Origin of the sequence: Flavobacterium kingsejongi (assembly GCF_003076475.1) — a bacterium.
Classification (GTDB): domain Bacteria; phylum Bacteroidota; class Bacteroidia; order Flavobacteriales; family Flavobacteriaceae; genus Flavobacterium; species Flavobacterium kingsejongi.
In genome coordinates this window covers 1336075-1350699 of the sequence record NZ_CP020919.1, presented here as the reverse complement: position 1 = coordinate 1350699, position 14625 = coordinate 1336075, and the positions used below count along the sequence as shown (strand labels likewise).

General features: G+C 41.8%; 14 protein-coding genes and 2 tRNA genes. 6 read left to right on the top strand and 10 right to left on the bottom strand.

Annotated elements, in window-relative coordinates; genetic code table 11:
- Positions 1–27: 27 nt before the first annotated feature.
- The 4 genes from FK004_RS05700 to FK004_RS05685 are packed head-to-tail and all read right to left on the bottom strand — an operon-like array spanning position 28 to position 3629.
- A complete protein-coding gene (locus FK004_RS05700) occupies positions 28–999 on the bottom strand; it encodes an aldo/keto reductase (protein ID WP_317046968.1) in 972 nt (323 codons plus the stop codon).
- Between the two features lie 10 nt (positions 1000–1009).
- Positions 1010–2053: a Gfo/Idh/MocA family oxidoreductase gene (locus tag FK004_RS05695; protein ID WP_108736396.1), complete on the bottom strand. Its 1044-nt coding sequence runs from the start codon at positions 2051–2053 to the stop codon at positions 1010–1012.
- Positions 2054–2068: 15 nt separating this feature from the next.
- The gene (locus FK004_RS05690; RefSeq protein WP_108736395.1) at positions 2069–3142 is read right to left on the bottom strand and encodes an NADH:flavin oxidoreductase/NADH oxidase; all 1074 of its coding nucleotides are present in this window, start codon (positions 3140–3142) and stop codon (positions 2069–2071) included.
- Between the two features lie 4 nt (positions 3143–3146).
- The gene (locus FK004_RS05685) at positions 3147–3629 is read right to left on the bottom strand and encodes a DoxX family membrane protein (protein WP_227871678.1); all 483 of its coding nucleotides are present in this window, start codon (positions 3627–3629) and stop codon (positions 3147–3149) included.
- 143 nt (positions 3630–3772) lie between these two features.
- Between FK004_RS05685 and rseP the strand changes: the two genes are divergently transcribed.
- Together rseP and FK004_RS05675 are read left to right on the top strand one after the other, a co-directional pair.
- On the top strand, positions 3773–5116 hold the full coding sequence (gene rseP / locus FK004_RS05680) for an RIP metalloprotease RseP (protein WP_108736394.1): 1344 nt from the start codon (positions 3773–3775) through the stop codon (positions 5114–5116).
- A gap of 84 nt (positions 5117–5200) precedes the next feature.
- Positions 5201–5274 (top strand) — tRNA-Asn (locus tag FK004_RS05675).
- A 126-nt stretch (positions 5275–5400) separates the two neighbouring features.
- Here FK004_RS05675 and FK004_RS05670 read toward each other — a convergent pair.
- Together FK004_RS05670 and FK004_RS05665 are read right to left on the bottom strand one after the other, a co-directional pair.
- Positions 5401–6354 carry an ISAon1 family transposase gene (locus FK004_RS05670; RefSeq protein WP_227871705.1) on the bottom strand — a complete coding sequence of 318 codons (954 nt, stop codon included), beginning with the start codon at positions 6352–6354 and terminating at the stop codon, positions 5401–5403.
- A gap of 22 nt (positions 6355–6376) precedes the next feature.
- Positions 6377–6724 carry an ISAon1 family transposase N-terminal region protein gene (locus FK004_RS05665; protein WP_108736392.1) on the bottom strand — a complete coding sequence of 116 codons (348 nt, stop codon included), beginning with the start codon at positions 6722–6724 and terminating at the stop codon, positions 6377–6379.
- Between the two features lie 413 nt (positions 6725–7137).
- Here FK004_RS05665 and FK004_RS05660 point away from each other — a divergent pair.
- A tRNA-Asn gene (locus FK004_RS05660) sits at positions 7138–7211 on the top strand.
- 113 nt (positions 7212–7324) lie between these two features.
- Here the strand turns inward: FK004_RS05660 and FK004_RS05655 are convergent.
- Positions 7325–8314 carry an LptM family lipoprotein gene (locus FK004_RS05655; RefSeq protein ID WP_108736391.1) on the bottom strand — a complete coding sequence of 330 codons (990 nt, stop codon included), beginning with the start codon at positions 8312–8314 and terminating at the stop codon, positions 7325–7327.
- Positions 8315–8825: 511 nt separating this feature from the next.
- Between FK004_RS05655 and FK004_RS05650 the strand changes: the two genes are divergently transcribed.
- Both FK004_RS05650 and FK004_RS05645 read left to right on the top strand, forming a co-directional pair.
- Positions 8826–10022, top strand: coding sequence for an FAD-dependent monooxygenase (locus tag FK004_RS05650; RefSeq protein WP_108736390.1), 1197 nt, complete (start codon positions 8826–8828; stop codon positions 10020–10022).
- A 101-nt stretch (positions 10023–10123) separates the two neighbouring features.
- Entirely contained in the window at positions 10124–11065 is a 942-nt protein-coding gene (locus tag FK004_RS05645) for a hypothetical protein (RefSeq protein ID WP_108736389.1), read from the top strand.
- A gap of 22 nt (positions 11066–11087) precedes the next feature.
- Here the strand turns inward: FK004_RS05645 and FK004_RS05640 are convergent, their stop codons facing one another.
- Positions 11088–11354 carry a hypothetical protein gene (locus FK004_RS05640; RefSeq protein WP_108736388.1) on the bottom strand — a complete coding sequence of 89 codons (267 nt, stop codon included), beginning with the start codon at positions 11352–11354 and terminating at the stop codon, positions 11088–11090.
- A gap of 88 nt (positions 11355–11442) precedes the next feature.
- Between FK004_RS05640 and FK004_RS05635 the strand changes: the two genes are divergently transcribed.
- Positions 11443–12213: a hypothetical protein gene (locus tag FK004_RS05635; RefSeq protein ID WP_108736387.1), complete on the top strand. Its 771-nt coding sequence runs from the start codon at positions 11443–11445 to the stop codon at positions 12211–12213.
- Between the two features lie 84 nt (positions 12214–12297).
- Here FK004_RS05635 and FK004_RS05630 read toward each other — a convergent pair whose 3' ends face one another.
- Both FK004_RS05630 and FK004_RS05625 read right to left on the bottom strand, forming a co-directional pair.
- Complete coding sequence (locus FK004_RS05630; protein WP_108736386.1) at positions 12298–12630, bottom strand: hypothetical protein; 333 nt, start codon at positions 12628–12630, stop codon at positions 12298–12300.
- A gap of 424 nt (positions 12631–13054) precedes the next feature.
- Positions 13055–13936 carry an Abi family protein gene (locus FK004_RS05625; RefSeq protein ID WP_108736385.1) on the bottom strand — a complete coding sequence of 294 codons (882 nt, stop codon included), beginning with the start codon at positions 13934–13936 and terminating at the stop codon, positions 13055–13057.
- Positions 13937–14625 lie beyond the last annotated feature (689 nt).

Sequence of the window (14625 nt, the reverse complement as noted above, 5' to 3'; positions counted from 1 at the left end):
GAAGCAGGGCCTTTATTTATTTTTTGTTTACCAGGCACTTGCTGTAGTCAGCATGCGCAGTGTTTCTTCACCGAGTACCAGTTCCGGGGCTTTGATGATCGCATCCAGTTGGGACAGGCTTGTGGCACTCACTATCGGTGCGGTTACTGATGGGCGTGCAATCAGCCAGGCTAGAGCTACAGTAGCCTGGGTGGTTTTGTATTCTGCCGCTACAGTATCCAGTGCCGCCAGGATACGCAGGCCTCTTTCATTAAAATATTTATCCATATCCGCACCTCTCGGGCTTTTCCCTAAATCAGCTTTGGTACGGTATTTCCCGGTCAGGAAACCGCTTTCCAGCGAATAGTAATTCAGTACGCCCAGGTTATGCCCCAGGCAGATTGGCTCTAATGTCTCCTCAAAAGCTTTACGCTCATACAGGTTGTAATGCGGCTGGAACGTCTGGTATTCCGGCAATCCATGAGCCACAGCAGTTTCAAGGGATTCCTTTAAGCGTTCTGCCGACATATTCGAAGCCCCGATCCAGCGTACTTTCCCTTCTTTAATTAGTTGGTCATAGGCTTCCAGGGTTTCCTGTACCGGAGTATCCAAATCGTCAAAATGCGTCTGGTACAAATCCAGGTAATCCGTTTGCAGGCGTTTCAGGCTCTTTTCCACCGCTTCCAGGATATACGCTTTTTTTAGCTGCTTCCCGCTGCCCATATCGCTTCCCACTTTGGTTGTCAATACAATGTCTTTTCGGTTTTTCTTTTGCTTCATCCAATTCCCGATAATCGTCTCCGATTCGCCCCCTTCATTTCCGGGTGCCCAACGGGAATACACATCGGCAGTATCTATAAAATTGAAACCGGCACCGGTAAAGCCGTCCAGGATTTCAAAGGATTTTTTCTCGTCTAATGTCCATCCGAATACATTCCCGCCAAACGTGATCGGGTATACGTGTAAGTCGGTGGCCCCTAATTGTCTTTTTTCCATAATCGTATCGGTATTCTCGCCCAAGGGCTGCGGTTTATAGTATGATATTCCTTTTTTCGGTACTGCTTTGCAAAGCGGCTTCAATGATTTCCATCACGTGTACGCCTTCCGTCGCAGTGACAGGCTCTTTGGTATTGTTCACAATTGACTGGTACATCCCGTCATAAAAGGCATAGTAATTCCCCGAAAGCGTCGGTAGTGTCCTGCGGATGTCCACTCCATTTTTTTCGGTATGCAGCAAGCCCGATTGTGCTTCGGGTTCTTTGCCCCAGTTTTCGGTAGTGTCCGGTTTTTTGCCCAATTTCAGCTCATCCTCCTGTATGTCGCCACGGCTTTTCAGGAACGAACCTTTACGCCCATGGAAAATATAGGACGGCAGTGGTTCTTTGACAAAGAAAGAGGCTTTCAGCCTGACGCGGGTATTGGGATAGTACAGGAGGATATCCAGTACATCATCTACCTGGGAGTTGTCACGGGTAATGCGGATATCGGCAAAAACAGCGTCCGGTTTTCCAAACAGGCACAGGGCCTGGTCGATAATATGTGGGCCAAGGTCTTTGAGGATCCCGGCTCCGGAATTGGCCGTTTCTTTATGTTGTTTTGGGCTCAGTTTCGGGTTGTAACGGTCAAAATGGATTTCGGCATCTACAATTTCGCCCAGGTCCCCTGAGGCAATCACCTGTTGTACGGTTTTAAAGTCACTGTCCCAACGCCGGTTCTGGAAAACGGCCAGCTTCAGGCCTTTTTCTTCCGCTAGTTGTTTTAACGCTTCCGCTTCGGCTACCGTAGTGGTAAATGCTTTTTCCACCACTACATTTTTTCCCGCCAATAATGCCTGACGGGCATATTCATAATGTGTGCCTACCGGTGTATTCACGACGACCAGTGTGGCATCATCGGCAAGTAATTCTTCGAGTGATGCATAACTTTTTACCTCCGGAAAATCCTGCTGGATGAGTTTCTTACTGCGTTCCCAGGCTCCCGTGAGTTCAAATCCCTCATGGAGTTCCAGAAACGGGGCATGAAATACTTTTCCTGACATTCCGTAGGACAGCAGTGCTGTTTTTATCTTTTGCATGGTATACTTAATTTTTTATGATTTGAGCTGGGCACGCTCATATTGATTCGGCCATTTGATATCGGCTTTCAATTCCCGGGCGAAGGTCAGTGGCAGGTTGGGGTCGCGCAGGGATTCCCGGGCAAAGAACACCAGGTCGGCCTGTTCTTTTACGATAATATCTTCGGCCTGACGGGATTCGGTAATTAGTCCTACTGCCCCGGTACGGATCCCGGTTTCACTTTTGATCCTTTCGGCAAAAGGCAATTGGTACAAAGGTCCTACCGGTATCTGTTGGTGCGGCACATTCCCGCCCGAAGAAACATCGATGAGGTCTACCCCTTTGTACCGAAGCAATACTGCTAACTGTACCGATTCGTCGGCATTCCATCCGCCATCCGCCCAGTCTGTTGCGGAAATCCTGACGAATATCGGCAGTTCCGATGGCCATTCCAGTTGTACGGCGGTGATAATTTCCAAAAGGAAACGGACACGGTTTTCAAAACTACCCCCGTATTCATCCTTGCGGTGGTTGCTTAGTGGCGACATAAACTGGTGGATCAGATACCCGTGTGCAGCATGCAGTTCGATCACTTTATACCCCGCTTCCAGTGCCCGGCGTGCAGCCACCCGAAAATGATCTACCATCTGGCGTACTTCGGCAGTTTCCATCGCTACCGGAACCGGTTCCTCGTCACGAAACGGGATAGCACTCGGAGCAACACAGGTATACCCACCCTGTTCTATCAGGATTTTACGGCCTCCATTCCAGGGGGCTTCGGTACTTCCTTTCCTTCCGGCATGTGCCAGCTGGATTCCGGGAATAGCACCCTGTGACAGGATAAATTGAGTAATGGCTTTATATTTTTCGGTATGCTCATCGCTCCAGATCCCAAGATCGTATTGCGAGATACGGCCCTCCGGAGTCACCGCAGTAGCTTCCTGGATAATCAGCCCCGCCCCGCCTATGGCGCGGCTTCCCAGGTGTACTAAATGCCAGTTATTGGCAAATCCGTCCACGGCACTGTATTGGCACATAGGCGAAATGGCGATCCTGTTTTTTAAGGTAAGGCTCCGGATCGTAAGTGGTGAAAATGACTTTGCTGACATAGTTTTATTTTTTAATAAGGTTATCCATTGCATAACTATTCTGCGGAAGCGCGTTCAGCAGAAAAGCCATAAAGGCAATGTGTATGAATTGGGTGGGCAGTGACGCCCAGTCTTCGATTAGGGCCGTTCCCCATACTAAGCACAACATGAGTACACAGCCCAGCGCCAGTGCCTGCCTTGTAAACAACCCAAGCAGCAACAGCAACCCGATTGTAAACTCCGCAAAAGGCAGTGCATAGCTAAAGAGGATGATAATGCCCTTGGGCAAAAACGTAGGTTCGAACCGCGCGAGCATGTACTGTGTAAAAGTCGCAATCTTAGGGATGCGCACCAGTCCGTGGACGAAAAAACTCAGGGCAATAGTAAGGCGGATAAATAAAAGAGGTAAAGGTTTTATCATAATAATTGGGCGGTATTTGCTTCGGTATGGAGTTGGGAATTCGAAAAAACCAGGATCTTTTCGGTTAAAATAGCCTAAAAAAGACAAACGTAAATTTACTATACCTGAAATAAACAGCCACAGTATTTTTTAATTATTAACAAACATTTAAAACCGTTCAAAATATTATCATTAGATTACTGCACAGAAAACCTTACTTTTGTGCGTAATTCGAATTTTAAAATTAAAAAATGGAAATAGTTATTAAGCTCGGTCAGTTCTTATTGAGTTTGTCCTTACTGATTGTACTTCACGAATTTGGTCATTTTATCCCCGCCAAATTATTCAAAACCAAAGTCGAAAAATTCTATCTTTTTTTCGATGTTAAATTCTCCCTTTTAAAAAAGAAAATAGGTGAAACCGAATACGGTATCGGATGGCTGCCCCTGGGTGGTTATGTAAAGATTGCCGGAATGATTGATGAGAGCATGGACAAGGAACAAATGGCCCTGCCACCACAACCGTGGGAATTCCGTTCCAAGCCGGCCTGGCAGCGCCTGATCATTATGCTGGGTGGTGTTACCGTAAACTTTATACTGGCTTTTATCATTTATATCGGTATGGCTTACGCTTATGGCGACCAATATATTGCCAACAGCGAACTGAAAGACGGCATCTGGGTGACTACTCCGGTAGGCGAACAGATCGGATTGAAAACAGGGGATAAGATCCTGGAAGTAGACGGTGTAAAAATGCTGAAGTTTGATGATATCCCGGGTAAAATCCTTTTTGCCAAAACGGTATTAATCGAAAGAAATGGCCAGCAGCAAACACTGAACATGCCTATTGACCTGCTGGATCAACTGATGAAAGGCGAGAAAAAGCCTTTTATCAACCTGAGAATGCCTTTTATGGTAGCCGAAGTAGCCGACAGCTCTGCGAATAAAGCAACGCTAAAAGCGAAAGACATGGTACTAAGCCTTGATGGAACTCCAACCCGTTATGCCGACCAGGTGATCGAATTGCTGAAAGCACACAAAAACAAAACCGTAAGTGCTGTTGTACTGCGTGACAATAAAGAAGAAACGGTATCCCTTAAAGTAGACCAAAACGGTAAACTGGGTGCCTTTTATGGTGGCCTGACTCCAGACAATCTTGCCAAACTGGATTATTTCAAAATCAGTTCCCAACATTATTCGTTTGCCGAATCTTTTCCTGCCGGATTACACAAAGGCAAAGAAGAGGTATTAGGGTACCTGAAACAACTAAAAGCGATCTTTAATCCGGAAACCGGAGCCTATAAAGGCGTAGGTGGATTTAAAGCTATTTTCGATATTTTTCCACAAAGCTGGAGCTGGGAAATCTTTTGGGGACGTACCGCGATGCTTTCCATTATGCTTGGTGTAATGAACTTATTGCCTATTCCTGCCCTTGACGGAGGACACGTAATGTTTTTATTATACGAGATAATTACAGGAAGAAAACCAAGTGATAAATTCCTAGAACATGCACAAATAGTTGGCATTGTGTTGCTTATAGCACTCTTACTTTTTGCAAACGGAAACGATATTTATCGGGCAATTTCGAGCAGGTAATTTTTTTTGAATTTATTTGCAGATTTATTTGCAGAAACCAAATTTAGCCCTATATTTGCACCGCCTTTACAAGGCAAATCGCCTTCCTCCTTAGCTCAGTTGGTTAGAGCATCTGACTGTTAATCAGAGGGTCCTTGGTTCGAGCCCAAGAGGGGGAGCACAAAACGAAAGACGATCAGAAATGATCGTCTTTTTTGTTTTAAAAAAGTTTCGAAAAACAACTGCTTTTCCAATCATTTCACATCGCATCAGGACCACCTCGGATCAAACGCAAAGCTTGGGGATTAGCCAAAAAGATTAGATAATCTAAATAAGAAGAAATCTACTTTACGCACTCCTCTAAATTGACTCCTAAATGCTTTTACTTTAGCATTAAAAGATTCTGCTGAAGCATTTGTACTTCTATTGTCAAAATAGTTTAAGATTGACTGGTAATTAACCGTTATAGTATTTAAAAGGATATTAAAATTTTTAAACCCTGACTCCTCTACATTCCTGTACCAATGTGCCAGTTTTGTCATCGCAACGTGTTTATTGTTATGATTGTTGTAAATACTTCGTAGTTGTTGGGTTAAACTGTATGCTTTTTTAATATCGGGATATAAGCCAAATAACAATTGGGCTCGTTCATTTTGTCTTTCGGTCCATTTATCGCGGGATTTATAAAGAACATATCTACTTCTGGCGAGCAACTGTTTTACAGAGTCTCCATTAGATAAAAGATCTGAGAGATAAGTTTTGTTTTCTTTTTTCGCTTGTAATATGAATCGATTCTCAGTATCCATCGCTTCCCAACGATATTTTATTCTAATCTCCTGTAATGCTTCTAGAGCTAATTTTTGAACATGAAATCTATCGGTAACCTGTACCGCTTTTGGAAAACATTTTTTGGAAATCAACTTCATGGAATTAGCCATGTCAAGTGTTATTTCTTGAACCCAACTTCTTTTTTTGTAATCAATTTTACAGATATGTTCAATGACCTGATCTGCCTTTGTCCCTGCAATAATAGCAACTAGGCAACCTTTTTTACCTCTAGCTTCCTTATTGGTTACAATAGTAAAAAGCTCACCCTGAGACAAGGCTACTTCATCAATTGACAAGTGGGTACCTATATTTTCAGGATAAATAATCCACTCATGCGCATGTTCACGTTGAGCCCACGTACTAAAGGAGCTTAAATATTTTTTGTATTGTCTTTGTAACTTTTTCCCATTGACTCCAAAGAAACCTCCAATGGTACGACAGTCAGTAGCAGTTTTATCTATTAATTTCTTTTAAAAAAGCCGCAAACTCCTGAGTCATGCGGGTTCCCTTGGCAACTAGATTCCAATCTCTTTTAACGATCTCACTTGTGTCTTTATTGATCCAGCGACGTCTTTTGATGTGTAGATACACAAACTTCCCTCTCAAAGGAAAGTCCTGAATGGTGATCTCATCCTGGAAACCCTTTGAGATTAACTGAAGTCCATTAAATTCTGACGGAGGTTTGGCATTCTCTTCAAAGTATAGGTGTAATATTTCTTCTGTATTAGTAGAAAAAACCACTTCAAAATGGTCAACTAAAAAATCAGGAAGCATAAACTTCAATAGCTCTATAGGGGTCATATCAAATTCTTAGATTGCAAATTTCTGATTTTATTTTGACATTCCTCCCCAAGTTTTGTTCTTGATCCACCACCTCCCGACGTTTTTTTAACCCTTCCAAAACCAATACCGCTTTTCAATCCCATTCCCACCATTTTAAAGAGTACCACAATCTAAAAAAGCTACAACACACCGTTCCTTCTTTTTCATTCTTACACCGGTTCAACCTCTTAATTTCATTCGTGACAACCCAACGACCCTTTCATCCCGTCACACCTATTCCCTACGCTGTATTCTATCCTTACACGAACAGGAATTATCCCAGAACAATCACCTATAAACTTACAGCTCAGGCCAATAGAAAATGGTTGCTGATTTATGCATAGAAATCAATTTTTTCCCTATATTTGCAGCGCTTTATAAGGCAAACGCCTTCCTCCTTAGCTCAGTTGGTTAGAGCATCTGACTGTTAATCAGAGGGTCCTTGGTTCGAGCCCAAGAGGGGGAGCACAAAAACAAAAGACGATCAGCAATGATCGTCTTTTTTGTTTTAAAACAGTTTGGGAAAACGACGGCTTCAACCATCATTTTATACCTCCTTCCTATTCTCCGCACTTCCTCTTAATCCGGAGCACCGATACTATCAAATTCATTGGCATATGCTATCATTGCAGCTAAGTTTGGCAGGTTATAATATTGTTCTTTTAGGTAGGCTGCTTCCGTTTCATTCCATTTTTGCGCACCTACAGCAGCGATGTAATAGGACAGGACGGACGCAGTTCCCCAATGCTGATCGTTAATCCGATGGTATTTTTTATAGATCGGATCTATTGCATTGGATGCGAATGCAATTATTTTAGCCTTTTGAGCCGCTGAAAACTCATCATCTGGATCCGTATCAATCAGGTCGATACAATACAACAGCATATTCCTTGCCAGGACTACATCCTTTTCATTAGCATTGGAGGCTGTAAAGTTTAAAATTTTCGTTCTGATCTCAAGACTGCCATCCGGCTTTTTTATAAATACAAGGGCACCCAGCTTTTGGAAATTATCATTTTTATATTTTTTATCCAATACATAGTGTAGCAAATACTCGTCATCTGCGTAGCCATACTGCTCTACGAGATCAAACAGGTATTCTTTGTCATTATCGGAGCTTAACAATACATTTCTGGATTCGATATTCTTATGAAACAGGTAATTATTCAAATTGAATGTCAGATTATGATCCACATTCGGTTCGGCATCCGCATAGTGATCAAATATATAAATAAAGTTTTTCTGCCTCACAGCTGTCGGGACGGGTCCGTTATCCTCTGATAAATACACATCATCAAATTTTGCTTTCTTAACATTAATATGGTAAACCGCCTCGATTATTTGCTCAAAATCAGTTGTTGATGGAAATTTATACTTACGATCTGCTAATGCAGTATACGCGCTTTCCGAATAAACTTCCATTGTGCTATCACGATAGTGCATCACATCATCCGACTGTTGGTTTTCCTGATCCTCTTTTACCTGATCCGTAGTATACGTTGGCGATTTTTGTTGGCATCCGCAAGCGAATACAAGTAACAAACTACATAACAATTGGCTTTTCTTCATAGTTCTTATTAAAAATGTTCATTCGTTTTTAAGTTCCTGCAACAAGCATTGTTTATTAAATTTTCAATTACCCCATTGTGCCTGAAAATTTTCTACAGCACTCATTTTGGTTCCAGGCTGACAGGCTGTTATCTGCCCTATCAAAAAAAGTAATAGCATGCTATAGCTGATTCTGTTTTTCATATAGTGCTGTTTTGAGGTAAGGAAGCTATTCTCTAAAAACGTAACTAAATTTATAGATAATAATAAACCGCTACAACTATTTAAAAGGATTTCGTTGGCAGTTCCTAATAAAAATAGATTCAGGCATTAGGTGAAAGCCGGCAGGCATCGGCCTGTTAATCAGAACATCCCTCATTCTACCCCAGGAGAGGGAGCATAAAACAACTTCTTCAACAGGATCGCATAGGTACCCGAAAGCACAAATTTCCTATATTTGAGTAACGGGCTTAAAGCACCGCACTTCCGGGCGTTACAAATGACTGGCAGGGAAATATAATTAAGGAACAGTATGGAACGTAAAAAGAGAGTAATAGTATCCGGCGCAAGTATTGCCGGCCCAACGCTGGGGTTCTGGCTGGCAAAATATGGTTTTGACGTCACCATAGTGGAGCGTTCCAAAGCTCTGCGAATGGGCGGCCAGAACCTTGATATCAGGGGAGCCGGGCGCGCCATCGTAAGAATGATGGGGATTGAGCAGGACATACTTGCCGCCAACACCGGAGAGATAGGCCTGCAATTTGTAAACCGAAATAATGAGGTCAAAGCTGCATTTCCAACAGACGGTGCCAGCAGTTTTACCAGCGAAGCTGAAATTCTCCGCGGGGATTTGGTCAATATCTTATATAACAGCACTAAAAATGAGGTAAAGTATGTCTTTGGCAAATACATCACAGCAGTACAGCAGGATACCAACACTGTTGAGGTGACCTTTAGTGATGACACAAAAGAAGTGTTTGACTTATTGATCGCGGCTGATGGGGTTCGGTCTACTACCAGAACGTTACTCTTTGGCGAAGAGCCCGAAATAAAATTTGTGGGCCTTTATAATGCCTGGTATACCATTCCTAAAACAGCAAGAGATACCAGATGGGCACGCTGGTATACTGCTCCCGGATCAAGGGTGATGTTGCTCCGTCCCGATAATCATGGGACGACAAGAGCCTCATTCAGTTTTCTTTCCGATGACAAAAGTTACCAGAACCTTTCCAACGACGATCAGAAAAAAATACTAAAGGATAAGCTTTCCGGAGCCGGCTGGGAAGAGGCACGCCTGATGAAAGAAATGGAAACCAACGATGATGTGTATTTCGATGGGATCAGCCAGGTTCATGCCCCACGATGGTTCAATGGCCGTGCAGGCATGATTGGTGATGCTGCTTATTGCCCAACCCCGCTTACGGGAATGGGGACGACCTTAGCCATAGTCGGTGCCTATCTCTTGGCAGGCGAACTTTCGCGCCATGCTACCCATGAAGAAGCCTTTGCCGCCTACGAAAAACGGATGCGCCCGTTTGTTGAAAAGATACAGAAACTGCCTCCGGGCGTTCCGTGGCTTGCGCATCCAAAATCTAAATTTGGCGTTGCCGTAGTCAATACTGTAGCGGGTATCGTGGCCAGCCGCCCCATCAAGGCAATTGGCAAGCTGTTTAGCAAGAAAGAAAAAGACGTTACAAAAGACGACATCGAACTTCCTGAATATAAGTAAATCGCTTTAAGCCATGCCGAAACTTTAATCCCTACAATTTTCGGTTAGGCTGTTTTATTGGGATTTTCCTATATTTGATTACCCGACCTAAAGCAGCCTACATGAGAATAGAAATAGACTTTGACAAAAGCAACCGCTCCCCCAATACGATGGCACTTTCCCGGTTCCTGAACGACCACCTGATTGGGATTGATCATGGGATTACCTTTCAGGCCATTTTTATTACCCTTATCGAGCATCCCAAAAAGGCACAAAAGTTCAAAAAACGCTTCCTGTACCACAAATATGCCGACATCACTGTCCCATATACTCCTACCGATCCCGATTACAACAAACTGAACACCTTCAATTTTCAAACTATTTTTGAAATCGTCCTGGAGAGCCTCGATCGCGTGGACGGTATTGAAGTACCCAACAGGGACTTTAAAATCGCCTTGCTTAAAAAAGATTTAGAGGCCTTACGCCCCCTGCTGCCACAAACCGAAGCGGAACTTAAACAGTACAGCACTAATACCGAAGCCCTCGACGCACAAATCCATTTAAAGTGGATGGAGTGCCAGATCGAACAACGACGGAACCACAAAAAGGAGTTAAAAAAGAAAGTAAAAGAATTCCGGAGGTATGACCTTAAGGAATCACCTGCAGCACTGCCGTACCTCAACATGATGATCGACCTGCTGCACCGGAACCTAAAACAGCATCCGCTGTATACACCACTGTATTCCCATATCTATTTTAGTATTGCGGAAACATTGGAACAAGCCAAAATCCAATTCCCCCTCGAAAACTGGTACGAATATGCCTATGTCGCTTGGGACTATACCCACTTCGAAACCCTTAGCCCCACAGCACGGCTACATTATACCATACAACAACTATCCGGCTCCTTACGGGAACTCGGCACTATCGATCATGTAGACCACACTGCGTTGGAAGAATTGCTAACTGCCGTACAACAAGACGCGGATCCTTTTTTGGATCCTGAAAATATGGCTTCACTGGAAGAAGAATTGGATTTCTATTTGGGAAAGAAAAGATCTTAGATTAGAATAAAAAAATCTGAAATTAATTCCACTCATAAGAAACCGCCCTTACGATAGCTGCTATTGCTGCATCACTTAGGGGTGTCTGCTTCCGGAGTTGTTTATGACAGGCTTTACATCCCAATATAAGATCGGAATGGTTCCAGAGTTCGGCAGCCGTAGCGATGGTCCAGTAGTGGTTAAAGACATTCCGGTTATCGGTATCAAGATGGGACAGGACAAACTTCTGGAAGGTCCAGGGATTTTCCCAGTGGTCAAAAGCAAGGATGGTATTTTCGAGATGTTCCATACCGTAAAGATCCCAAAAAGATCCTGTACTTCCCTATTCCTCATCCATTTATTTCTTACTTTTAAAGGGCAATTCAAAACACTGCCTTATGAAAAAGCTACTCTTTGTGCTCGTGATGGTATTGGGAATCCAGATGAGCCGGGCCGAATGCACTTCCAGCGGTATGGCATTTTTCCCGCAGCAAAAACACATCAGCCCCATTACACTGTTTATCATCCAGGGGTTTTCGCAAAACCAGGAAACGATTGAAAGCTTTAAAAACCGGGGTGTTTTCCTGCAAGCACCAGACGGCAGTACCGTTGCACTTACTGTAGTCAACATTTTCAAAGGGCAAATGTTCGAGACCCAAGCCCTATTCAAACCTGCCACTACCTTGCAACCCAATACCAAATACATCTTACAGTATGCCAACATGACCCAAAACGAGGAGCGCGAACTCCTGCAGTGGAATCCGGATACTAAAAAGAAAGAGCCTGTCTACTGGATTACAGACCGTATCGAAACGTCCCTCCCGAATATTTCCCCTAAGATTACCTACAGCAGTTCCAGTGTGGAATATTACGGATGTGGTCCGGCGGCGACTGTTATATTTAGCATTTCCAATCCACCTGCCGCTCCCGGATCGTGGTATAAAACCGAAGTGGTCGATCTGGACACCAATACCAGCACCACCTTTTACCTGGCTGCAGACAAAAACCAAATCATTGTGGGCCATGGGATGTGCAGTGGGGCTTTTACGTTTTCGAAAAACGGAAATTATAAAGTGCGCTTTACGCCTACTACGGCATCGGGGGTAGCAGGAAAAACTACCGGATGGATTGCTTTTAAGAGCCCGTATGCAGGGAAGAAAGGTTTTTAATTCACAGTACATTACGGCATTTCAAAAACATAAAGAAGGACAACTAAAAAAGCGGCCTTAAAGCCGCTTTCAGTGTATTACTCTTTAATCTTCCGGTTTGCTTTCCCTTAGGGTCAGCCGATCGAGGAATTCCATTTCGGAAAACGGCAATAGCTTCTGGACGAGTTCCAACACATTCGCTACATCGAGGCAGATTTCCTGCGGTTGATTTTCCGGAGTATTCCCACCAAAGCGCAAAGCATTACAACAGGTTTCCAACAGGCTCCCGGTGGTAGTCATAAGATCGGTGTAATTATTAAAACTGATTTCCAAAGCCTGGCTTTGGGTGGCGGTGTTAAACGGGCTTAGGTAGCCTGCCGCCTCTTTTAAAGTGTCCCAATGGAATGGAGCCACTTTGGATTTTTTCTCTGCATTCATAATGTGGTAATTTTAAGAATTAAAAGACCCTCATACCTTAGCAGTCTTAATGCTTACCACAGCATTCGCGGTCGTTTCCGATACCGCCTGCATCGTACGAGGGAAATCTATTAGTTTCTTAATGTGGTAATTTTAAGAACAACAAATATACCCAATTCAAAACGTTTATAAAAACAGAACGGCTGTAAAAGACAAAGGCAGCCCATTTTTGGATTGCCTTCCTTATTATTTCAATTACCCTTTTACACTTCCTAACCAGTATCACAAGCCAATATTACACTACAGGTCAAATATTTGCATAAAAAAACCCAGAGCATGTCTGGGTTATATTTACTATTTTATAGTGCAGCGCTAATGCTAATGACTAGTTGGGCACTTGACTACAAAAATATATTATTTGTTACGCGCAAAAAAGCTTTTTAACTTATTTTTTCAAATACCCAATTTTTTCAATTATTATTTTTTGGATTTTTGGATTATGATCATAGGCATCAAACAAGGTAATTATTTCATCTTCAATTATTTTCTTTCTACTCGGCGAAATCCTTTCAAGAAAATACAAAATTACTTTTATTGAGGAATCTAAAGAATGTCTATTATTATTATTAAATTTAATCAATGGGGTAGTTTCAATTTCTTTTGGGGTGTTTGAATCATAAAGTATACCGCTATGAGCACAAATATTTCTAATGAAAACAATTGTATTGTAAAAATTTTCAAAAACTTTTATCTTTTTTATACCATAATAATTTGCGATTTCTCCTTTTAAAACAGGATCTCTTAAAGAATAATAAATTGTATAAATACTTCCAAATGTTAGAAATTCCAAAGTCTTCCATGCAGGTGCATAAATATCATTTGGATAATTACTATGATGTCTTTTTATAGGTTTATTACTCCCCTTAAACTTTTCAGTATAACTCTTTAAAGGAAATTCGTCAACAAATTTTGAAACCATCACTTTTTTACTTGCAAACCAAGTAGGATTATCCGAATAATTATTTGACACATGATAAATAATTTGTGTCCTTAAATTAATTTCAATCCTATTTAATGCTTTATTCAAGATGTTTTTTAAATCTACATCTAAGTAATACAAACAGACAACATCAGAAAATTTAGTTCCATTCGCAAAGTTATGTTTTTTATCTATTTCAAAAGGATTCCAATAAAAACCTAATCTATAATATCCTATATCTAACAAAATCTCTTTTGCCTTCTCAATTTCTTGACCATTTTCAAAAACCATTCCTCTACCAATAAGTTTTTGAATCTGTTCCTCTACAGTTGTCGCTTTAATCCCCATATTATAATCTATATTTATAAAGCTAGTACTTTATCTAGCTTTATATTTCCTTTAAAGTTCAATCACACCTCAAAAGTTTTTATTTTATCAGTATTTAATATCTCGTGCTTTCAATTCGGTAATGCCATAACTAAAATTTTCTTAAATTGATTTTATACTCAAAATCGAATACAAAACTAATTTTTAAATTTGAGTCCTTTACGATTTATCTATCATTTTTAAAATTCCCTGATTACGGAAAAGTCTATTTTTAATAATCTTATTATAATCTATTTCTCCAGAAGACCATACTATTAAGTCTCTTTTGATAACTCCAATCACCACCCAAAAAAAAATTTTACGAATCCATGTGAGATTCCTGTAATGTTTTTATTTATATCACGATTCTAAGCCCAAAAAGAGATTTATATGTAAATATAATCCATTCGTACTGTTTTTGTCACTACCGTATTTACCAATATTTATAACTTACTATTCCCTATCCCTCAAAAAAACCAGCTCCACTTATCACTTATATCCATAAAAAAGGCGGCCCAATCAGGGCCGCCATTCCAGGTACTGCTACCTGGAATCCTTGTGGCGTACGGTGCTACTAACTCCTAAAACATATGGGGATCACAGTCCTTTCGGGTGCTGTCACCTACCACAAGATTTTTATTTTTATTCGGAAATTCCGCCGGCCGGACTCT

Bases quoted from the DNA above. Each gene is read 5' to 3' on its own strand.
- FK004_RS05665 (WP_108736392.1), bottom strand. From the start codon at position 6,724: ATGACCCCTATAGAGCTATTGAAGTTTATGCTTCCTGATTTTTTAGTT.
- FK004_RS05640 (WP_108736388.1), bottom strand. From the start codon at position 11,354: ATGGAACATCTCGAAAATACCATCCTTGCTTTTGACCACTGGGAAAAT.
- FK004_RS05650 (WP_108736390.1), top strand. From the start codon at position 8,826: ATGGAACGTAAAAAGAGAGTAATAGTATCCGGCGCAAGTATTGCCGGC.
- FK004_RS05655 (WP_108736391.1), bottom strand. From the start codon at position 8,314: ATGAAGAAAAGCCAATTGTTATGTAGTTTGTTACTTGTATTCGCTTGC.
- rseP (WP_108736394.1), top strand. From the start codon at position 3,773: ATGGAAATAGTTATTAAGCTCGGTCAGTTCTTATTGAGTTTGTCCTTA.
- FK004_RS05690 (WP_108736395.1), bottom strand. From the start codon at position 3,142: ATGTCAGCAAAGTCATTTTCACCACTTACGATCCGGAGCCTTACCTTA.
- FK004_RS05625 (WP_108736385.1), bottom strand. From the start codon at position 13,936: ATGGGGATTAAAGCGACAACTGTAGAGGAACAGATTCAAAAACTTATT.
- FK004_RS05645 (WP_108736389.1), top strand. From the start codon at position 10,124: ATGAGAATAGAAATAGACTTTGACAAAAGCAACCGCTCCCCCAATACG.
- FK004_RS05635 (WP_108736387.1), top strand. From the start codon at position 11,443: ATGAAAAAGCTACTCTTTGTGCTCGTGATGGTATTGGGAATCCAGATG.
- FK004_RS05695 (WP_108736396.1), bottom strand. From the start codon at position 2,053: ATGCAAAAGATAAAAACAGCACTGCTGTCCTACGGAATGTCAGGAAAA.
- FK004_RS05630 (WP_108736386.1), bottom strand. From the start codon at position 12,630: ATGAATGCAGAGAAAAAATCCAAAGTGGCTCCATTCCATTGGGACACT.